Raw genomic sequence first — 21,002 nt, 5'->3', positions numbered from 1 at the left:
CTACGCCAAGCTCGCCCAGATAGCCGGCGCGAGATCTTACTTGTTGCTGCCTTCTACGGTCGCGCCAGAAAGGCGACGGCTCAGTTCTATCCGGCGATGGCTACGCATTTTGAAGGTGTCTGGCCCAACGCGCCGATACTCAATGAAGCCGAGAGAACGCCAAAATCGCTCTGCCGCTTCATTCGCTTCCAGCACGGCCAACCGAATCTCTGTGGCACCTCTCGCAGCGGCCCAGCTTTCGACCGTCGAGTAAATTGAGCGTCCGACGCCACGACCACGCTGTGCGGCATCTACGATCATGAAGCCGAGATACCATGTGCCATCACGCGGATAATCGCGGAGGATGGCCGCGATTGCATATAGGCCGCCAGGCCCCTTCCATCCCAGGACAGCTTGATTGTGGGCGCTCTTTTCGGGCGGCACATCGGAGAAAAGCTCGCGAGCATCGTCCAGCGTGGGCGCGGCCCCGTCCTGCAACAGGAAATAGTCGCTGCAACGGTTGTACAGGTCTGCAACGTCTGCGGCGTCCGCTTGGGTAAGTTTGATCGGGGCTCCCGTCATCATCATCGCGTTTTGGCAGCAAGCACGCGCTGACCGTAATCCCGGAGTTCCCCGTTGGGACCGACATAGCGGTAGAGAGTGACGCGCTCGATCCCGAGTTCCTTGCAGAGGTCGGAAACGGACGTGTCGCGTTGGGCCATAGCAGCCTGAGCGAGCCGCACCTGGGCCTTGGAGAGGGCGAACTTGCGGCCACCCTTGCGTCCCCGCGCGCGGGCAGCGGCCAGGCCAGCCATGGTGCGCTCGCGGATCATATCCCGCTCAAACTCCGCCAGTGTGGCAAAAATGCCGAACACCATCCGGCCCGATGGCGTCGTGGTGTCGATCTGCGCGCCCTTGCCGGTGAGCACCCGCAGACCGATACCGCGATCCGACAGATTCTGCACCGTGCTGACCAGGTGGGTGAGCGTTCGGCCGAGCCGGTCGAGCTTCCAAACGATGAGGACATCGCCGTCGCGCAACGATTTCAGGCAGGCGGCAAGACCGGGGCGATCATCACGGCTACCGGATGCACGATCATCATAGATATTGCCTGGCTCGACACCGGCAGCGCGAAGGGCATCGTGCTGCAGGTCGAGCGACTGCGAGCCGTCGGCTTTGGACACGCGGGCGTAGCCGATCAGCATGGATCACAAACGAAGGTTTGAGGCGGTGACGAACATGAGCACATAAGATTGGGCTATTGTGTATCTTAACCAGCATCTCAATCAAGCTATCTCAAACCGTAGCTCGGAAAGAATAAGGAGCATGTATGCCGCGTCGCGTGACCCTGACCGATCGACAGCGCGAGGCGCTGCTTCACTTGCCGGTCGATCAAGGTGAGCTGCTGCGGCACTATACCCTCAGCGATGAGGATCTCGGGCATATCCGCCAGCGCCGGCGCGCCCACAATCGTTTTGGCTTCGCGCTGCAACTGTGCGTCCTGCGCTACCCGGGCCGGGTGCTCGCTCCTGGCGAGTTGATCCCGGCGCAGGTATCGGATTTCATCGCGGCCCAGCTCGGCCTGACCAGCGACGATCTACTCCTCTATGCCGCGCGCGAGGAGACCCGGCACGAGCATCTGGCGGACCTTCGCCGAATCTACGGCTATCGCTCCTTTTCGGGGCGGGGCGCACGGGATTTGCGCGAATGGATCGCTCGGGAAGCCGAGGCGGCGACATCGAATGAGGATCTTGCCCGTCGCTTCGTTGCGGAGTGTCGCCGCACCCGCACGATCCTTCCCGGCTCCTCGACGATCGAGCGCCTTTGCGCCGATGCGCTGGTTGAGGCCGAGCGCCGGATCGAGGATCTTATCGCCCATCGCATCACGCCAACCCTGAGCGAGAATTTGGCTCACCTGTTGGAGGATACGGTGGATGGTCGCGTCACGCGCTTCGTATGGCTGCGACAGTTCGAGGTTGGCGCAAATTCAGCAGCCGCTAACCGGCTGATGGATCGACTGGAATATCTTCAAAGGTTCGATCTTCCGGCGGATTTGCTGGACGGCGTGCCGGCGCATCGTGTGACCCGGCTTCGCCGGCAGGGCGAGCGCTATTACGCCGACGGCATGCGTGATCTGCCCGAAGACAGGCGGCTTGCGATCCTCGCTGTCTGCACCCTGGAATGGCGGTCATCGCTGGCCGATGTCATCGTGGAGACCCACGATCGCATCGTAGGCCGTCTCTATCGGGCCTCCGAACGCCTTTGCAACACCAGGATCGCCGACGAAAAGGCGGCCGTTCGGGACACGCTGAAGTCCTTTGCCGAAATCGGTGGTGCTTTGCTTGGAGCGCAGGACGATGGCACGGCCCTGGACGGGATAATCGCCACCGGGCCTGGCTGGGAACGGTTCAGAACCCTTGTCGCCACGGCCTCCGCGCTGACCAACGTGCTCGCGGCCGACCCGCTCAGCCGTGTGCTGGACGGCTATCACCGTTTCCGCCTCTACGCGCCCAGGATGCTGCGCCTGCTCGACATGCAGGCGGCGCCGATCGCCACGCCTCTTCTGGCGGCCGTTGCGATGCTGCGTAACGGGATCAAGGTCGATCCGCCGGTGGATTTTCTACGTCCCAACTCGAAATGGCATCGTCATCTTTGCGCTGAGCCCAGCGGCGACCACCGGCTTTGGGAAATCGCGGTGCTGTTCCACATCCGCGACGCCTTCCGGTCCGGTGACATATGGTTGGCGGGATCGCGCCGCTATGGCGACCTCAAGCAGCTTCTGGTCCCGCCACAGGCGATAGAGCAGACCGCGCGGCTCGCCGTGCCGCTGCGACCCGGCGAATGGCTGGCCGAGCGCAGGGCTCGACTGGATACACGGCTGAAGGAGTTTGGCCGCGCGGCGCGAACCGGCACGATCCCAGGCGGCATCATCGAGAACGGCAAGCTGCACATCGACAAGCTGAGGGCCGACACGCCCGAAGGGGCCGAGGATCTCGTGCTCGATCTCTATCAACAGCTCCCGCCCGCGAGGATCACCGATCTGTTGCTGGAAGTCGATGAGCGAACCGGATTTTCCGAGGCGTTCACGCATCTGCGCACCGGCGCGCCCTGCAGCGACCGGATCGGCCTGATGAACGTGTTGCTGGCGGAAGGCGTCAATCTCGGTTTGCGCAAGATGGCGGCGGCGACCAACACGCACAGCTTCTGGGAATTGCTGCGGATCGCGCGCTGGCATGTCGAAGGCAGCGCCTATGATCGGGCGCTCGCCATGATCGTGGAGGCCCACGCCGCCCTGCCCATGGCCGCCTTCTGGGGACAAGGGCAATCGGCATCCAGCGACGGGCAGTTCTTCCTTGCTACCGAGCAGGGCGAGGCGATGAATCTGATCAACGCGAAATATGGCACCGTCCCGGGCCTCAAGGGATACAGCCATGTGTCCGATCAATATGCGCCGTTCGCAACCCAGGTGATCCCGGCAACGGTCAGCGAGGCTCCCTATATCCTGGACGGGCTGCTCATGAATGACGCGGGCCGCCGCGTTCGCCAGCATTTTGCCGACACGGGCGGCTTCACCGATCATGTGTTCGCCGCCTGCGCCTTGCTCGGCTACAGGTTCGCCCCCCGTATCCGCGATCTCCCTCAGAAAAGACTCTATGCCTTCACGCCCAACGCGACGCCGGCCAATGTGCGAGCGCTGGTCGGAGGTAAGATCAATGAACCGCTCATCGAGCGCAACTGGCCCGACATCCTGCGCATCATGGCGACGATCGCAGCGGGGATCGTCGCCCCCAGCCAGATTCTTCGCAAGCTCGCCTCTTACCCGCGCCAGAATGAGCTGGCCCTCGCATTGCGAGAGGTGGGCCGCATCGAGCGAACCCTGTTCATGATCGACTGGATTCTTGATGCCGGCCTCCAGCGCCAGGCTCAGATCGGCCTCAACAAGGGTGAGGCCCACCACGCCCTAAAGCGCGCCATCAGCTTCCACCGCCGAGGTGAAATCCGGGATCGATCCGGCGAAGGCCAGCACTATCGCATCGCCGGAATGAACCTGCTCGCCGCCATCATCATATTCTGGAACACCATGAAGCTCGGCGAGGTCGTCAATACCCGGGCCGCCAGCGGTACCCATATCGCGCCTGATCTACTCGCCCACGTCTCGCCGTTGGGATGGGAACACATCAATCTAACCGGGGAATATCGCTGGCCCAAATCCTTAGCGTAGGATTCCGCCCCCTCCCGCAAACGCCCCCTACGATTGAGAAGCGCGGCGGAATCTCTTAGATTGATCGCTGGAGGCTTTGTTCGCGGAGACGCGCACATTGCCTTCTTTTCGTTTTAGGAAGCGCTGCCCTAAGCGACAGAAGCCAGAGCTTTGACAATGCGGCATTCCGCGATGGAGCCGACCATGTATCTTGATCCTATCGGTGCAGACACGCGATGATGGCGGTCACGACGGCGGTGGTTTCCGCGACGTCGCGCACCCTCACTGTGTCGAGGCCGATTTCAGCAGCGGGATAGTCATTCCCACCGGGGAATATCGCATCCCCAATGAACAGCATCCCGTCGAGCGGGACACCGCTCTCGGCACTCAGGCGCTTCAGGCCATAGCCCTTGTCGATCCCTGCTCTGGTCACGTCGATCGATGTCGTGCCACCGAGATTGATCGAGAGCTCCGGCAGCTTCGCGCGCAACGTGGCCTGCAACGCGGTCCTCTTCTTTCGGTCAGGATCCCACGCTTCCTTTTCCTTCAGCGGCGCTGCCTGCCCCAGGCCCGAAAAGGTGATCTGGCTGCCCGGGTCCTCGATCCGTTCGCCCCAGATACGTTCGTCGGCGAGACCGGCATCGGTCAGCGCCTGATCGAAGGCCGTGCGGATCTTCGCCTTCTCCGCGTCGTCGAACAGTTCGGCATAGACCGCGCGCCAAGCGCCATTGATGAACCGATAGAGTTTCGTGCCTGTGGTCGGCATCAACCAGAGACGGTCGAGCGCGACGCCGGCAGGAAGGCGCGAGGCGATCTGCTTTTCGAACTGCGGCCAGTCCCCGCCCGAGATCACCGCCACATCCGTGATGGCGAGCAATCGGGCGAGGATTGCGGCCATATCCTCCGATAACGGCCGCTTGCTCTCGGCAAGCGTGCCGTCGAGGTCGAAGGCGATCAGCCACTTCATGCCGCCTTCCCTGCCGGATCGCGGTAGGCGAGCAGCCTGAGCGCATTGATGACGACGAGCAGCGTCGATCCCTCATGAACCGCCACCGCTGGCCCAATGCCGAGGCCGAGGATGGTAGCAGGCACCAGGAAGGCGACGACACCCAGGCTGACGAAGACGTTCTGCCGGATGATTCCACGGGTATGGCGGCTAAGACCGACTGCGAATGGCAGGTGCGCCAGATCGTCGGCCATCAGCGCCACGTCGGCTGTCTCCAGCGCAACGTCCGACCCCGCCGCGCCCATCGCGATGCCGACCGTGGCGCTTGCCATCGCCGGCGCATCGTTCACGCCGTCGCCCACCATCGCGACCTTGTCTTCGCCGGCGAGCTTCTTGATCGCGGCAACCTTGTCTTCGGGCATGAGGTCGCCCCACGCTTCGTCGATCCCGACTTCGTCGGCGATCGCTTCGGCGACTTTCTGGTGATCGCCGGAGATCATTATCATCCGCGACACGCCCATCTCGTGCAGCCGACGCAACGCGGTCTTGGCAGCTTCGCGAGGCGTGTCCATCAGGCCGATCGCGCCCAGGTCGCGGTCCCCCTTGCGGACCACCATTGTCGTGCGGCCGTTCTCGCGCAGCTTCGCGATTGCGTCCTGCGCGCCCTGCCCCAGCGCCGGAATGCCCTCACTTCCGAACATCTCGGCCTTGCCGATCCACACCGTCTCGCCATCCACGCTCGCGGTGACGCCCCGACCGGTCAGGCTCTTGAGGTCGCCGGCAGTCGGCACGGCACGATCGTTCAGACGTTCGCGGCCGTCCTTGACGATCGCTTGGGCCAGGGGATGGTCGCTCAACGCTTCGACGGCGACAGCCAGCGCCAGCAACTCGCCTTCATCGGCGCCATCGACGGGCACGACATCAGTGATGCGCGGACGACCTTCGGTCAGCGTGCCCGTCTTGTCGAAAGCGATCGCTTTGAGCGACCCGAGGTTTTCGAGCGGTGCACCGCCCTTCACGAGCACGCCGCCCCGCGCTGCACGGGCAACGCCCGACAGGACCGCGCTCGGCGTTGCGATCGCGAGCGCGCACGGGCTTGCCGCCACCAGCACCGCCATCGCGCGATAGAAGCTGTCGCGGAACGGCTCGTCGACGACCACCCATGCGAACAGCAGGAGCACTGACAGGACCAGGACGGCGGGCACGAAGATCCGTTCGAACCGGTCGGTGAAGCGCTGCGTCGGCGACTTCTGCGTCTCCGCTTCGCTCACCATCTTCACGACCTTGGCAAGCGCGCTTTCATTGGAACGGCGTGTCACCTCGATCTCGATCGCGCCGCCGCCGTTGATCGTACCAGCAAAAACCCGGCTTTCCGCGTCGACTGCATCGGGCTTGGCGCGTGCCGCTGCGGCATCTGCGACCGGCACCTTGTCGACCGGGATGCTTTCACCCGTGACCGGGGCCTGGTTGATCGCGCTGGTGCCCTTGATGACGAAGCCGTCGGCAGGCAGGCGCTCGTTCGGGCGGACGATGGCAATGTCCCCGACGACCATCTGCTCGACCGGGATTTCGCTGGTCTGCCCGCCGCGTCGCACGGTCGCGGTTTCGGGCGCGAGCTTCGCCAGCGCCTCGATCGCCTTCTTGGCGCGGCCCATTGCATAATGCTCAAGCGCATGGCCGAGGCTGAACAGGAACAGCAGCAGCGCACCTTCGGCCCATGCGCCCAGCGCAGCGGCGCCGGCCGCAGCGACCAACATCAGCGTGTCGATCTCGAACTTCTTCATCCGGAGGTTGTCGATCGCCTCGCGCAGCGTGAAGAATCCGCCGAAGAAATAGGCTGCGATATAGCAGGCGGTCGGCAGCCATTCGGGCGCGCCAGCGACCAGCCTCTCGATCGCGTAGCCGATCCCCAGCAGCGCGCCACAGGCGAGCGCGAAGATCAGCTCGGTATTGGGGCCGAGAAATTCGGCGTGGCTATGGTCGTGGCCATCGCCGGGGCCGTGCTTCTCTTCGCCCGCGCCGTGGCCCCCGGGGCCGTGGTCGTGGCCGGCATGTTCATCGGCAGCGACCCGCTTGCCCACCCTCACCTTCAGCTTGCGAAGCGCAGCGCGCACCTCCTCTTCGGTGGTTTCGCGGCGATCATATTCGACCCGGACAGACCCGCTGGTGCTGGCGCTTGCCTGGACCACGCCGGGCAAGGCGCACAGCGCATCGCTGACCGTGCGCGCCCGACGTTCGTGGTTGATCCCCGTCACCTGCCAGATCGCATGGCCGTAGCGCTCGGTGATTTCGGCACCTGCGGCGCGCACCATTTCGCGCAACCGTGGCAGCGGCAGCTTGGCGGCATCGAAATGGATGCACAGCGCCGCTGGCGTGTTGCCGTCGAGACAGATCACATGCGCCCGCTCGACACCTTCGCGCTTTGACAGGGTTGATACGAGACGGTCCAGGCAGGCATCGGCCGCGTCAGGAAGGTCCGGCAACAACACTGGAATGTCGAGTTCGAGCTTGTCGTTCATGACGACCTCCTTTCGCTTTTCTTGGTTTCGGCGCGCGCGTCGCGCAGGATTTCGACACCGCCCTTGATGGCGATGATGGCGGTGGCGAAGCCGACCAGCAGGTCCGGCCAATTGGTACCCAACCACAGCACCAGCACGCCGGCGATCAGGATGCCGCCGTTGGAAATGAAGTCGTTGAAGCTGAAGGTGGTTGCGGCCCGGAGATTGACGTCCGGATCCTTGAGGCGCTGGAGCAGCCGCAGGCAGAGGTAATTCACGACGCCGGCGATCGCGGACATGACCATCATGGTAGGTCCGATGGGCTCGCTGCCCTGCACGTAGCGCCGTCCGACATCGATCAAGATGCCGCCCGCGAAGATCAGCAGCATGACGCCCGAAGCGACCGCGGCGCGTGTCTTCCATGTCTGGCCCCGGGTGAGCGCCACAAGGCTCAGCGCATACACAGCCGTATCGGACAGGTTGTCGACGCCGTTGGCGATCAGCGCGCTCGAGTCCGCGAAGAAGCCGGAAACGAAGAAGCCCGCAGCGATCGCCGCGTTCAGCAGCAGGACGATCCACAGTGTGCGGCGCTCCTGCCCGCCATTGTTGTCGTTGCCCGGGATCATCCCATCATCTCCTCAAGTGTCAGCAGGGCCAGGAAGCCGACGAAAAACATCGAGCTGATGAGCGGGGTGTCGGGTTTCTCGTGCGCCTCGACCAGCAACTCCTCCGTGACGAGGTAGAGCAGCGCCATCAGCCCGAAGCTGAGGAAGCCGGCGATCATCACCGGCGACAGCGCGGCGACCGGCACGGCAGCGAGCGCGCCGATCGGCAGCAGCAGGGCCAATGCCGAGACGATCACGATGATGCGCAAGCGCGAGCGATAGGTTTCCGCCAGCTCGTCGGTCAGCGTCAGTCCCAGAAATAACACTTCCAGAGTGAGCGCGATCGTCAGCAGGAGACCTGCCTTCTCGCCCGCCACGAAAGCGAGGCCGAGCACCAGGCCGTCGACCAGAATGTCGATGCCGATCGCGGCGAGTAGCGCCATCGGCCCCTTGAAGCGGGCCTCAAGAGCCTTGAGCCCCAGCATGGTCGCGACGCCCGCCGCCCCGCCGATCAACGTCGCGCTGGGCGATGCCTCATGCTTGACCTGCGGCAGGATTTCGGTCGCTGCCGCCGCGAACACGACGCCGGCAGCGAGATGCTGTAGGCCCGCCACGAGGCCAGGTTTCAACTTGGTGCGGCTCGCGACAATCGCGCCGAGCACGACCGCCAGCACAGGCGCAAGCGTATAGAGCAGTGCCTGCATTTCCTAGGACTCCTCCGGGGTTCGGTGGCAGACGCGGATCTTCCCGCGTCGCGTGAACGCGATCGATCCGCCCGCCACGACAGCCCGCGAATGGTCGCCGCGAAACTCGTCACCGGTTCGCTGCGCGCGCAGGATCTCGGTCCTGCCCTTCGGCAGCCAGGTGACGGCCATTTTCAAGCCGTCATCGATGAAGTCGACATCGGCGCGTGTGCCGTCGTCGCAGTACATGATGCGCTGCGCGATTAGTTTCGACGTCAGATGCTTTTCATGCGCCGGCTCGGTAGGCTGGGTCGGCGCTGGATTACACGCCCCTATAACCGCCCCGGAGACGAGAACGACGCCGAGGCGCGCGATCGCCAGACCGGCCCGATTCAGGCCGCACAAGGTTGTCACATTTGAAATCGACGTGTCAGACATCGGTCTCTTCCGACGAAGCGCCCTGTGGCGTTCGAAGGCAGGGCAGTTCATCGCGTGCCTTCCTGCTCGCAGATCCGGGTACGGCCATCGCCTTCCACGATGGTGAGCTGCGACCCCTTGAAGGTCGCGGTGGCTGTTTCGCCGACATATTGCAGGCCCTGCGCTGGCGCGGTCAGCATCATCGGCGGTCCCCCGTTGGAGCGCCGCAAATCGATCTGCAGGCCGTTGTCCTTGTAATCGACGAACAGCGGTTCCCCGTCGGAACAGCGATATCTATGCCGCCCCATTTCCCCGGTCGCCACGGCGCTGTCGGACGAATGGATCTGCTGCTCCGTTGGCGGGGCTGGCGGCTTTCTTTCCGAGCACGCCGCGAGCCCGACAACGAGGATGACGGCGGGCAGCACCCGCTTACAGTGCATCATCATCGCGCCTTCCTCCTGCAGCGGAAGGGGACGCGCTGACGATTGATAGCCCGGGCAGGCTGACCTACCCGCCAGCGGAGATAGGTTGCGAGGCGATCGTCAGATTCGACCATCAGGGATCGCAGGCGGCGCAACATCATCGCCGCGAACGGCAGGGAGAGCGCCCCGCGCAGCGTGCAGCTATGCGTTAGCCTGGTGCCGCCATCGTCCCCCGCCAGCTCGTACCGCTCTTCGAGCGTGAACAGATAGGGGATGCCGCAGGACCAAGCGAAGGCGTGCGGTTTATCGAATCGATCAATCCGTGCTGGCGTCCGAATTGGCCGGGTGATGCCCTGGATCGCAAAGGTGCATTCTGTGTCGCCGAGCCGGGACGGATCATCGAGAAATACGAGCGGACTCCACGCCCGGCGATGATCCGGATCGGTGAGTGCCGACCAGATGCGCAGTGGCCCGCCGTGAAGCATCGAGCTGGTTATGGTGCGAGGCATATCCCCATCTCCCAGAGATGGGCGGGGCGATCGCGGATCGCCCCGCCCATCCATCAGGCCAAGTTGTTCACGAAGGTCTGACCGTGGTCGTCCCCTTCATGCTCCTCATTGTAGTGCTCGGGTTTCTCGATCACTTTCTGCCCGAACCGGGCATAGAGTGTCGGCAGCACGAACAGCGTAAGAAGCGTCGCCGAGATCAGACCGCCGATGACGACCGTCGCCAAAGGCTTTTGAACCTCTGCGCCGGCGCCTTCGCCCAGCGCCATCGGCACGAAGCCGAGGCTGGCGACTAGCGCGGTCATGATGACGGGTCGCAGACGCTGCATCGCGCCAACATGCGCGGCTTCCTCGCGGCTCATCCCTGATCGGATCAGATCTTGGATCGAGCTGACCATGACGAGGCCGTTGAGGACCGCGATGCCCGAGAGGGCGATGAAGCCCACTGCCGCCGAGATCGAGAAGTCCATGCCCCGCAGGAACAGCAACAGGACGCCGCCCACCAGCGCGAAAGGCACGCCGGTGAACACGATCGCGGCGTCGCGGACCGATCCCAACGCCCCGTAGAGGAGCAGCAGGATCAAAATGAAGCAAGCCGGAATGACCAGCTTCAGCCGTTCGCTTGCCGATTGGAGGTTCTCGAACTGGCCGCCCCATTCGAGATAGGTGCCGGCAGGCAGCCGGAGTTGGCTGCCGATCGCCGCCTGCGCATCCGCCACGACGGATCCGACGTCGCGGCCACGCACGTTGGCTTGCACCACCACGCGCCGCTTGCCGTTCTCGCGGCTGATCTGGTTCGGACCATCGACCACCTTGATCTCGGCGACGCTGGACAGCGGTACATAGCCGCCGCCTGCCACCGGCACCTGCACCTGTTGGAGCAGGCCGATGTCGGCACGCTGCGCCTCCGACAGGCGGATCACCACGGGGAAGCGACGGTCGCCCTCGAAGATCTGGCCCGATGTTCGCCCGCCGATCGTCGCAGTCACGGTGTCCTGCACATCCTGAGCCGTAACGCCCAACCGCGCCATCGCGTCGCGGTTGACGCGAATGTCGAGCATGGGAAGACCGGTCGTCTGCTCCACCTTCACGTCCGCTGCGCCTTGCGTTCTGCGCAGCACCGCCGCGATTTGCTCGGCCGTCCGGTTCATCTGGTTGAAGTCGTCCCCGAACACCTTCACCGCGATGTCGCCGCGCACGCCGGCGATCAGCTCGTTGAAGCGCATCTGGATGGGCTGGGTGATCTCGTAGGCATTTCCCGGAATCTTCGCGAGATTACCCTCGATCCGGCTGACCAGCTCCTCCTTGGGAAGCTCAGGATCCGGCCAATCCTTGCGCGGCTTCAGGATGACGAACATGTCGGTCGCGTTCGGCGGCATCGGGTCGGCCGCCAGCTCGGCGGTGCCCGTCTTGGAATAGACGAATTGCACCTCCGGCTGCTTCGACATCATCCGCTCGATCGGCACCTGCATCGCCTGGCTCTGCTGGACCGACGTTGCCGGAATGCGGAGCGACTGGATCAGCAAATCGCCTTCGTCGAGCTGCGGCAGGAACACCGAGCCGAGCGTAGTGAAAGCAAGCGCCGCCACCACAAGGCTTCCCACACCCGCACCGATCGTCAGCGTCGGGCGCTTCATGGCCCGGTCGAGACCGGGTTCGTAGCGCTTCTTCAGCCACGTGATGATGCGGCCGTCCTTCTCCTCGACCTTCTTCGACAGCCAGATCGCAATCATCGCCGGCACGAAGGTGAGAGAGAGGATGAAGGCGAAGGCGAGCGCGATGATGACGGTCAGCGCCATCGGTCCGAACGTTTTACCCTCCACGCCGGTCAGCGTGAGCAGCGGTACGTAGACGAGGATGATGATTGCCTGCCCGTACACAGAGGGACGGATCATCTCACGCGCAGCGGCTGCCACGGTCGCGAGCCGTTCCTTGACGCTGAGCAATCGGCCTTCATGATGCTGTTGCTCGGCAAGCCGGCGCAGCGCGTTTTCGACAATGATGACGGCGCCGTCGACGATCAGACCGAAGTCCAAAGCCCCAAGGCTCATCAGATTGGCCGAGACCCCAGCGCGCAGCATACCAAAGCCTGTCAGCATCATGGTGATCGGGATGACCAACGCCGCGATCAGGGCCGCACGGAAGTTGCCGAGCAGCAGGAAGAGCACGACGATGACCAGCACCGCGCCTTCGGACAGGTTTTTCGCGACCGTCTTGATCGTCGAATTGACCAGCTCGGTGCGGTTCAGCACCGGCTGAATTACGACGTCAGGAGGCAGCGAAGCGTTGATCGTCTTCAGTTTCTCAGCGACCGCGGTCGACACGATGCGGCTGTTCTCGCCGATCCGCATGATCGCCGTGCCGACGACGACTTCGGTACCGTTCTCCGATGCCGAACCCATGCGGATCGCCTGACCCGTCTTCACAGTCGCAACTTGTTCGACCGTGATCGGCACGCCGTTACGTGTCGCGATCACGGTCCTGGCCAACTCGCTGGCATTGCGAACGAGCGCATCCGAGCGAACAGCCAGACCTTCGCCATTGCGATTGACGAAGCCACCGCCGACGCTGGTGTTATTGCGCTCCAGCGCATTTCCCAGGTCCGTCAGCGTGATGCCGAGCGAGGCCAGCTTCTGCACGTCGGGCACGACGAGGAACTGCTTGGCGTAACCGCCAATCGAGTCGACACCGGCGAGGCCCGGTGTGGTCTTCAGAAGCGGCGTCACGATCCAGTCCTGCGCGGTGCGCAGGTAGGTCGCCTTGTCCTCTTCGGTCGTCAGTCGCTCGCCCTCTGGCGTGATGTAGCTGCCATCGGGCTGTTGGCCCGGTTCACCGGGCTTGTGCTTGTCGTCCTCGCGATGATCGAGACGAACGGTGTACATGTACACCTCGCCCAGGCCTGTCGCGATCGGACCCATTTCAGGGTTCACGCCGTCGGGCAGATTCTCTTGCACGCCCCGCAGACGCTCGCCCACCTGCTGGCGGGCGAAATAGATGTCCGTCGCGTCCGAAAAGACCGCCGTGATCTGCGCGAAGCCGTTGCGGCTCAACGAGCGCGTATATTCCAGGCCGGGGGTGCCGGCGAGCGCGGTTTCGATTGGAAACGACACCTGCTTCTCGACCAGCTCGGGCGAGAGGGCAGGCGCGCGGACGTTGATCTGGACCTGATTGTTGGTGATGTCCGGCACCGCGTCGATCGGTAGCCGGTAGAGGGAAAAGGCGCCGATGGCGGCGACGATGACGGTGAGGAGCAGGACTAGCCAGCGCTTCTCGACCGCCCAGGTTACGATACGGGCGATCATGGCTTAATCCTCGTGGCTCGCTTCGCCCTTGCCGATCTCGGCCTTGAGCGTGAAACTTCCGGTGGTGGCGATCTGTTCGTTGCCGGTCAGGCCCGACCGGACGATCACCGTGTCGCCCGACGCATCGCCGAGCTGGACCGGGGTCGCCTTGAAGCCGGTGGGCGTGCGCACGAACACGACCGACTTGCCCTCGAAACTCTGGACCGCCGTCGTCGGCACGCGGACCGCCCCGCTCCCGCCGCTGCCCGTGAGCTGCACGGCTGCCGTCACAGGCTCGCCGACCCGCCATTCGCCACCGCGATTGTCGAGGGTGGCGAGCGCAGGCACGAGCCGCGTCTGCGGATCAAGCGCCGGCGACACGAAGGTCACGCGGGCGGTCGCCTGACGGCCTGCCGCCTTCACCAGCACCGTATTGCCGGGACGCACCCGGCCCGCATCCTCGGGCTTGAGATTAAGCGCGATCGACACCTGGCTCAGGTTGGCGATGCGATAGAGTTCGGCATCCGCCGCGACCGTTTGTCCCAGCGTCACGGGGCGCGCAATGATCTGGCCCGAGATCGGCGCGGCAATGCCGAGCCGGTTGAGCCCGCCGCCGCCGACACCCGCCGCCGAAACCATGCTCTGCGCCTGCGTCAGGGCGATCCGCGCCTCCGTCGCCGCTGTGCGGGCGGCGATCAGATCCTGTTCAGGGGAGACTCTCTGCGCGAACAGCCGCTGTTCGCGCGCGAGGTTCGAATTAGCGAGCTGAAGCCGCGCCCGCGCCGCCTCGACCTCGCCCTTGATCTGCGCCGCCTCGCGGCTTTCGATGACCGCAATGGTCTGGCCGCGTCCGACCGATTGGCCGAGGTTACGGGTGAGCGCGACCACGCGTCCCGCAATTGCGGCCGAGACGACCTGCGTTCCCTGTGGGTCGCCCTCGATGATCGCGGGCAGCTCGATCGTCCCGGCCCCGCCGATGATCGGCCGTCCGACCTGGACGCCCGCTGTGGCGATCTGGTCGGCACCCAATGTGACGACGCCTTCACCGGCATGACCGCCTTCAGCACCGCCCTTTTCCGTGCCCGCTGCCGTCTCATTGGCAGCTGCGCCTTCGGCAGTTGCCTCGTTTCCGCCATCCTTGCCGCCGCAGGCAGCCAAGAGCAGGGCGAGCGACGCCGCGCCCGCGAGATAAAAGCTCTTCATCACTGATTCCCCCCATTGGGCGCACGAGCGGTCAGTCGCTCCACTTGCGCGCGGGCATTCTGGTAATTGGCAAGCGCGTCGATCGCGGCGACCCGCGTTTCGGCGAGCGTGCGTTCAGCATCGAGCAATTCGAGCTGGCCGAACTTGCCCTCGCGATAGCCGATCCGCGCGATGCGGGCGGCCTCCTGTGCAGCCGCCAGCGCCGGCCCCGACGCCGCACGAGCCGTCGTTGCGGCATTGGCCGCCTGCGCCTGCGCGTCCGTGATCGCCTGTTCGATGTCGAGCGCGGTCACGCGGCGCTGCGCATCCGCCTGGGTCCGCTGCGCGGTCGCCTGCGCAATCGCGGCGCGACCATTGTTGAACACCGGGATCGGGATCGACACGCTGAACACCGCCGCCATGTCGTTGGTCGCTTCCAGGCGGCGGATCGACGGCCCGACGTTCAGGTCAGGCACGCGATTGGCGCGCGCGAGCCGCACGCCGGCTTCGGCAATGGAGAAATCCGCGTTGGCTGCCGCCAGCGCGAGTGTGCCGGTCGTGTTGACCGGTGCCAACGGCCCATAGACGTTCACATCGGGAAGGCGATCGAGCAGCGTGTCATCGAGCAGGCCGTCGATCGGCCGTCCGATCCGACGCGCCAGATTGGCGCGGGCCGCCTCGGCCAAGCGAAGCTGCCGCTCCACATTGGCGTCGGCATTGATACGCGCGACATCCGCGCGCTGTTGCTCGAGTGGCGATGCCCGCCCTGCCTGCACGCGAACGCTCGCGGCCCGCAGCGCATCGCTGGCGATCCGGGCCTGATCGCGGGCTGTCATTACCCGGCGATCGGCCGCGACCGCTTCGACATAGAGCTGCGTTACCTGAAGCCGGACATCCGCCGCGATGATCGCGGCCTGGATCTCGGCCCGGGACAATTGCGCATTGGCGACCGCGACGCGGGCGCCGCGCTTGCCGCCTAGCTCGATCGGGATCGCAAAGCCGACCGTGGTTTCCGCGCTGCGGACCCCCCGATACGGCCCGGAGCCGATGACATTCTCGACTTGGCCTTGAACCACCGGATTGGGCCGCAAGCCGGCGACTGTGCGACCTGCACGGGCCGCGTCGATTCCAGCTGTCGCCGCTTCCGCAGCAGGGGCCGAACCGCCCGCTGCACTGACCGCTTGGTCAAGCGTGTAGACCGGCGCATCCTGCGCAACAGGCGCGGACGGTCCGACCTGCGCCTGCGCCATCGTGGCGCAAGACGCTGCGGCCAGCATGGCCGCGAGGATACGATTCATGAAAATAGGACTCCTGACGATGATCGACAGGGGCGCGCCAACGCACGCCCAAATCGGACGTCAGGCTTGGGGGGGCCTCAAATGGACCATGCCGGTGCGGCCGTCGAGCGACGCAGAGGCGGAGATTGTCGGCTTGGGCACTGTGAGGACGGGGGTATATTCCATCGTCGTGCGCGCAGGCGCGCCGACGTCGTGTCCGTGACAATAATTGTGATGATGCGGGACATTCTTGTCCGAGTCCGATGGCACCTGATCGATGTCACCGGCGGTATGGACCGTGAACTCAACGCCCGCGATGCTTCCCCCCGCCAGATCGGCGGCATGGGCCATGCCGGAGAAGCTGGTCAGGACCAGCATCAGGCATGTCAGGAAAGGCAAAAAGGCTCGCACTAGCTTGCCTCTATCACGGAAGGGTTTTCATGTCATTGCACTAATTCGAACCAAGGGTCACTGAGCCGGAACCCGAGCGGGATCGGTCGCGCCCGTTCCAGGCGAACCCGACCGCAATGGCGACCGCCATCAGGAGTTGCGCCAGCACCGATTGCCAAGTGGGAAACACGCCGAGCATCGACAGCCGTGGCACGTCCGCGAGCGGTGCGATGTTGATAAGGCCGGCTTCCTGGAGCGCGGCGACGCCTTTACCCGCCAGCACGACGGTCAGGACCGCCATGAGCCAGGAGCTATAGCGGAAGAACTGCGCGATCGGCAGCTTGCGACTGTAGCGAAGCATGGCCCAAGCGATCAGGCTGAGCAGTCCAATCGCCGACCCGGCCCCCGCGAGAAGCATCCCGTTGTCACCTTGCGCCGAAAGCGCGGCATAGAACAGGATCGTCTCGAAGACCTCGCGATAAACTACGACGAACGCCAGCCCGAACAGGAACCAGCCCGACCCGCCCGAGAGCGCCCGCGACATCTTCTCGCGAATATAGCGCTGCCACTGATCGGCCTGCGCCTTGCCGTGCATCCAAATCCCGACCGAGAGCAGCACGACCGCGGCGAACAGCGAGCCAAACCCTTCCGTCAGCTCCCGGCTCGCACCGCTGATCCCGATCGCATAGGTGGCGACCGCCCAGGTGATCCCGCCCGCGATGATCGCGCTGACCCAGCCGCCATGCACGTACCGCAGCGCCTCGCCGCGCTCGGCTTTACGCAGGAACGCGATCATGGCGACAACGATGAGCAGGGCTTCGAGCCCTTCACGCAGCAGGATCGTGAACGCGCCCAGGAACGTGGACGCTTCGGTGGCGGCATCAGGCGCGAGCGCCGCTTCCGCATCGTCGAAAAGGCCGCCCAGTACTGCGACCTTCTCCGCGAGATCATCGGGCGACGCGCCCCGGTCGATCGAGGCGCGGAACTCCCCCATCGCGCCCTCGATTCGACCCATCAGCGTCGCGTCGCGCGCGGTGAGTGTTGGCTCGATCGGCTCGAACCCATCGAGATAGGCCGACAGCGCCAGCTCTTTCGCCATGCGCGCATCGCCGCGCCGCGCAGCCGCCACGCTTTCGGCGAGTTTGGCGCGGGCGACCGCGAGCGAGCCGGGAGCCTGTTGTATCACCTGTTCGGGATGACGACGCAGGAACGCGAGCACTGGGTCAGCCTTGGCGTCGCCGATCGCCGCGCCGAGCGCGGCCGGGGTGAGCGCGACCAGGGTTTTCAGGTCCGGAATGCGCCGGCGAAGGGTCGGGTCGGATTTCCAAAGCCGCTCGCCTTCGCGCGCCTGCGCATCCGTGAAGGCGAAGCTCCCGGCTCGGAATGCTAACGCCCAGCGCTGATCGTTGGGCAGATCGGCGAAGCTCTGCATCGCGGTCCCGTCGATGCCTTGCGTCACCACCTGATAGAGCGCGAACACGCTGCGCTGGCGCGCGCGCTCGGCATCGGTGAAAGCAATCGGGGGCGTAGCGAGCTTGGCGGCGTCAGGGCCACGGCCGTTGCCCGTCATCCCGTGGCAGGACGCGCAGGATTGTCGGAACAGTGCATCGCTGGAGACGAGGTTCGGAGCCTTATCGGGCGCGAGCGGCACCGGGTAGGCGCGCAACAGATCGGCCGCGAGCCCGTGCGCCAATGTTGCCACCTGTTCAGTCGGTCCCTTTTCCGCGATCACCGCCTGGAGGTTGGCAGCCCGCTGGATGAGGGCTTGACGCTCCGGCTTCGCCGGCAGGCCCTGAAGCCGTGTCGAGACCGACGCGGCGAACTCCGTCATCTCGGCATATTCCGACGTGCTCTTGATCCGACCGTTGGCGACCGCGCCGCCATAATCGACGGCCATATAGTCGAGCAGCCGCCATGCGGTTTGCACGTCGCCGGGTTCGGCGATTGCCGCAGCAGGGATCAGCAGCGCCGCGAGCGCGGAGAGCAGCCGCAACGAGAGCATTGCCCGGATCAACGCGAGCAGACGCACTACCGCTCTCCCAATTCGCGCCGAGCGCCAGTGACGATTTCATAAGCGGAGTGGAGGAACAGGAGGGCGATGAGGCCGGCGACGGCGAGGTCCGGCCAGGCGCTTCCTGTCCACGCCACCAGACCGGCCGCGGCGATCACCGCCACGTTGGCGAGCGCGTCGTTGCGGCTGAACAGCCAGATCGCGCGAACATTGGCGTCCCCTTCCCGGAAACGCGCAAGCACCAAGGCGGACACGACATTGATCGCGAGCGCGACAACGCCGATTGTGCCCATCAGTTCGGCATCGGGCGCGGTTGCGTTCAGGGCGCGCCAAATCGCGAAACCGATTACGCCCACGCCAAGCGCACCGAGAAACAACCCCTGCGTCAGCGCGACCTTTGCCCTCGCCCGTGCGGACCAGGCAAGCGCGAGAAGACCGATAAGGCTGATCGACCCGTCCCCGAGAAAATCGAGGGAATCCGCTTTCAGCGCTTGGCTATCGGCGATGAACCCGCCGAACAGCTCGGCGACTCCGAAGCCGAGGTTGAGCACCACGACGGTCAGCAGCGCACGGCGATAGGCCGGATCGGTTTGCGCGCGCGCGGGCTCCCCGTGGCACCCGCAGCTTTCGGTAGAAGCATTCATGCGGCCTTCCTTACCACCTCCAGTCGCTGTAGAAGCAAGCGAAATGTGCGACACGTTCGCATAAGCAAGGATGGCATGATGAAGCCGGTGATGATTGGGCAGCTCGCCAGCGAGACCTCGACGAAGGTGACGACGATCCGCTTTTATGAGTCGATCGGGTTGCTCCGATCCGCCCCTCGCACGGCGTCGGGTCGCAGAACCTACGATGCCAGTGACATTGAGCGTTTGCACTTCATCCGCAACGGTCGCCGGCTTGGCTTCTCCGTCGACGAGATCCGTTCGTTGATGGGGCTGGCGCAGAACCCGGACCAGGATTGTGGTGCCGCCTCAGCTATCGCTGCTCAGCACCTCAAGGATGTGGAGGAGAGACTGGCGCAACTCGCGGTGTTGCGGGATGAGTTGGCAATGCTCAGCCAGAGCTGCACCAAGGCGCGCATGGCCGATTGTCGGATCATGAAGGCGATCGGCAAAGGCCACCCTCAAGCCGATCAATAATAATCGGCCAGCCTGAGCTCGCGCACATCACCCGAGGCCATCGTCAGCTTTACGAGGGTGCCAGCAGGCCGGGAGCGCACTTGCCAGAGCTCCCCACGCGTATAGTTCGCATCGATCGAATGGCCGTTCACCGCCACGATCCGGTCGCCGACCGCCCAGCCAGCCTTTTCCGCGGGACTGTTCGCCGCCACATGAACAACGGTGAGCGCCGTTGGTGAGGCTGCGAGGCCAAGGCCGCTACGGTCCTTCAGCATCGGCAGGCGACGACGAGGACCGAGTGGCCGGAGCCACACGAATCCGGCGGTCACGTCGAACACCACGTCGAATTGAGCGATCAGCGGTAGGCCGACATTGCCAACCGTGCTGGTGGAGAGCCAAGCTCTCATCCCGAGTGTGGGGACGTTCGAGACGCCAAGCCCTTCGATGTTGATGTTCTGGATCGTGAAAGCATCGTTGATACGCACACCATCGACGCCGCCGATCGCCGCGGTCGAGACGAGCTTCCCGTTCAACAGCCCTTGATCGCGGGCATAGGCCGACGAGAGCATCAGCGCGGCCGAGCTGCCAAGATCGATCATCAAGGGCACGGGAGGCAAACCCGAGACGGAAGCTCGAATGAACAGCTCCTGCTTGGCACCGCGCCCGAGCGCGACAGCGCGCCAGTCGGGACCGGCGAGAAACGTGCCTGACTTGACGACCGCCATACGCCTTTTCGCGAAATCGAGCGCGATGCAGCTACCCGTGAACATATCGGCACCGAGGAGGATATCGATCGGTCGTCCGAAGGCCGCCGACACTGAACTCAGATCACCAACGACGGCAAAGGGTAAGCGACGGGTTTCGCGGGCGAGCTGTACGTCGATGTCGCGGACCAGCAGCACCGGGGCCTTGGCGCTCAGCCCGCTAATCATGCGCCGCTCACCATCGTTCAAGCCGAGCTTCGCCGCGAGCGCCGTGCTCATGATCGACGCGCCGCTGCCACTGTCGAGCACCGCCCGCACCGGCACTCCGCGCACTTGTGCCGAAACAAGGAGGGTATCACCCGTGCCGACTTCCAGCGGCTCCCATTCGAGGTGAGCCGCACCGAAGTTCCACGAGCCCGCAGACCGGGAAGTCTGTCGCGCGAGCGTTGGAGAACCGAGCACCAAGCCGGTTCCACAGGCCACCAGCCGCGCCACTAATGAGCGTCGAGACATACCGATTGCTTCAACACGGGCCGTCAAAAAGCCACCTCCAGCCCCCCGTCCGCAGGAGAGCAAATTGCGGTTACATGCTCCAGCCACTGGAGGAGCAAGTGCTTTTGGTGCGCCCGAAAATCCTCAGAAGCGCTTGGAGAACTTTAGATGAAGGATGGTGCAGACCGCTTAGATGCCTTCCCGATAACGAACGGTTCCGGGGGACGCTGGGCCGATCGGGACCGCGAACGGTGTAAACGCTCGCGCTAAGTGGCGGCATTCTGATCGCG

Annotated in this window: 18 protein-coding genes; 2 read left to right on the top strand and 16 right to left on the bottom strand. The window is 64.6% G+C overall.

Features of this window, described 5'->3' with window-relative positions; genetic code table 11:
* Positions 1 to 36 precede the first annotated feature (36 nt).
* Positions 37 to 567 carry a GNAT family N-acetyltransferase gene (locus tag CA833_RS25820; protein ID WP_007686150.1) on the bottom strand — a complete coding sequence of 177 codons (531 nt, stop codon included), beginning with the start codon at positions 565 to 567 and terminating at the stop codon, positions 37 to 39.
* Positions 564 to 1,184 carry a recombinase family protein gene (locus CA833_RS25815; protein WP_008832583.1) on the bottom strand — a complete coding sequence of 207 codons (621 nt, stop codon included), beginning with the start codon at positions 1,182 to 1,184 and terminating at the stop codon, positions 564 to 566. Before CA833_RS25815 ends, CA833_RS25820 begins: the two co-directional genes overlap by 4 nt.
* Before the next feature lie 125 nt (positions 1,185 to 1,309).
* Here CA833_RS25815 and CA833_RS25810 point away from each other — a divergent pair, with 125 nt between their 5' ends.
* Positions 1,310 to 4,201 (top strand): Tn3 family transposase, encoded by a 2,892-nt coding sequence (locus tag CA833_RS25810; RefSeq protein WP_176705048.1) that lies wholly within the window; start codon positions 1,310 to 1,312, stop codon positions 4,199 to 4,201.
* 196 nt (positions 4,202 to 4,397) lie between these two features.
* Here CA833_RS25810 and CA833_RS25805 read toward each other — a convergent pair whose 3' ends face one another.
* From CA833_RS25805 to CA833_RS25745, 13 genes are all read right to left on the bottom strand, one after another.
* Positions 4,398 to 5,147, bottom strand: coding sequence for an HAD-IIB family hydrolase (locus tag CA833_RS25805; RefSeq protein ID WP_011607963.1), 750 nt, complete (start codon positions 5,145 to 5,147; stop codon positions 4,398 to 4,400).
* Positions 5,144 to 7,645, bottom strand: coding sequence for a heavy metal translocating P-type ATPase (locus CA833_RS25800; RefSeq protein ID WP_004212886.1), 2,502 nt, complete (start codon positions 7,643 to 7,645; stop codon positions 5,144 to 5,146). The genes CA833_RS25805 and CA833_RS25800 overlap by 4 nt, the downstream gene beginning before the upstream one ends.
* Complete coding sequence (locus CA833_RS25795) at positions 7,642 to 8,250, bottom strand: cation transporter (RefSeq protein WP_004212885.1); 609 nt, start codon at positions 8,248 to 8,250, stop codon at positions 7,642 to 7,644. Before CA833_RS25795 ends, CA833_RS25800 begins: the two co-directional genes overlap by 4 nt.
* The gene (locus CA833_RS25790; protein ID WP_004212882.1) at positions 8,247 to 8,933 is read right to left on the bottom strand and encodes a ZIP family metal transporter; all 687 of its coding nucleotides are present in this window, start codon (positions 8,931 to 8,933) and stop codon (positions 8,247 to 8,249) included. The genes CA833_RS25795 and CA833_RS25790 overlap by 4 nt, the downstream gene beginning before the upstream one ends.
* A gap of 3 nt (positions 8,934 to 8,936) precedes the next feature.
* Positions 8,937 to 9,350, bottom strand: coding sequence for a hypothetical protein (locus tag CA833_RS25785; RefSeq protein ID WP_004212881.1), 414 nt, complete (start codon positions 9,348 to 9,350; stop codon positions 8,937 to 8,939).
* A gap of 47 nt (positions 9,351 to 9,397) precedes the next feature.
* The gene (locus tag CA833_RS25780) at positions 9,398 to 9,775 is read right to left on the bottom strand and encodes a hypothetical protein (RefSeq protein WP_009824022.1); all 378 of its coding nucleotides are present in this window, start codon (positions 9,773 to 9,775) and stop codon (positions 9,398 to 9,400) included.
* Positions 9,772 to 10,260: an SRPBCC domain-containing protein gene (locus CA833_RS25775; RefSeq protein ID WP_013849881.1), complete on the bottom strand. Its 489-nt coding sequence runs from the start codon at positions 10,258 to 10,260 to the stop codon at positions 9,772 to 9,774. Before CA833_RS25775 ends, CA833_RS25780 begins: the two co-directional genes overlap by 4 nt.
* Before the next feature lie 53 nt (positions 10,261 to 10,313).
* Positions 10,314 to 13,559 carry an efflux RND transporter permease subunit gene (locus tag CA833_RS25770; RefSeq protein WP_004212878.1) on the bottom strand — a complete coding sequence of 1,082 codons (3,246 nt, stop codon included), beginning with the start codon at positions 13,557 to 13,559 and terminating at the stop codon, positions 10,314 to 10,316.
* Positions 13,560 to 13,562: 3 nt separating this feature from the next.
* Complete coding sequence (locus CA833_RS25765; RefSeq protein WP_004212877.1) at positions 13,563 to 14,741, bottom strand: efflux RND transporter periplasmic adaptor subunit; 1,179 nt, start codon at positions 14,739 to 14,741, stop codon at positions 13,563 to 13,565.
* Positions 14,741 to 16,018 carry a TolC family protein gene (locus CA833_RS25760; protein WP_013039111.1) on the bottom strand — a complete coding sequence of 426 codons (1,278 nt, stop codon included), beginning with the start codon at positions 16,016 to 16,018 and terminating at the stop codon, positions 14,741 to 14,743. Before CA833_RS25760 ends, CA833_RS25765 begins: the two co-directional genes overlap by 1 nt.
* A 60-nt stretch (positions 16,019 to 16,078) precedes the next feature.
* Positions 16,079 to 16,375: a hypothetical protein gene (locus CA833_RS25755; RefSeq protein ID WP_007406840.1), complete on the bottom strand. Its 297-nt coding sequence runs from the start codon at positions 16,373 to 16,375 to the stop codon at positions 16,079 to 16,081.
* 73 nt (positions 16,376 to 16,448) lie between these two features.
* Positions 16,449 to 18,416 carry a cytochrome c/FTR1 family iron permease gene (locus CA833_RS25750; protein WP_004212871.1) on the bottom strand — a complete coding sequence of 656 codons (1,968 nt, stop codon included), beginning with the start codon at positions 18,414 to 18,416 and terminating at the stop codon, positions 16,449 to 16,451.
* The gene (locus CA833_RS25745) at positions 18,416 to 19,042 is read right to left on the bottom strand and encodes a cation transporter (protein ID WP_004212870.1); all 627 of its coding nucleotides are present in this window, start codon (positions 19,040 to 19,042) and stop codon (positions 18,416 to 18,418) included. The genes CA833_RS25750 and CA833_RS25745 overlap by 1 nt, the downstream gene beginning before the upstream one ends.
* A gap of 75 nt (positions 19,043 to 19,117) precedes the next feature.
* Here CA833_RS25745 and CA833_RS25740 point away from each other — a divergent pair, with 75 nt between their 5' ends.
* Positions 19,118 to 19,537, top strand: coding sequence for a helix-turn-helix domain-containing protein (locus CA833_RS25740; protein WP_007406847.1), 420 nt, complete (start codon positions 19,118 to 19,120; stop codon positions 19,535 to 19,537).
* Here CA833_RS25740 and CA833_RS25735 read toward each other — a convergent pair.
* The gene (locus CA833_RS25735; protein ID WP_013039112.1) at positions 19,531 to 20,733 is read right to left on the bottom strand and encodes an aspartyl protease family protein; all 1,203 of its coding nucleotides are present in this window, start codon (positions 20,731 to 20,733) and stop codon (positions 19,531 to 19,533) included. The two genes, CA833_RS25740 and CA833_RS25735, sit on opposite strands and share 7 nt — an antisense overlap.
* Between the last annotated feature and the right edge of the window lie 269 nt (positions 20,734 to 21,002).

The sequence above is a fragment of the Novosphingobium sp. KA1 genome (genome assembly GCF_017309955.1).
Classification (GTDB): domain Bacteria; phylum Pseudomonadota; class Alphaproteobacteria; order Sphingomonadales; family Sphingomonadaceae; genus Novosphingobium.
This window is presented reverse-complemented; position numbering and strand designations above follow the sequence as displayed.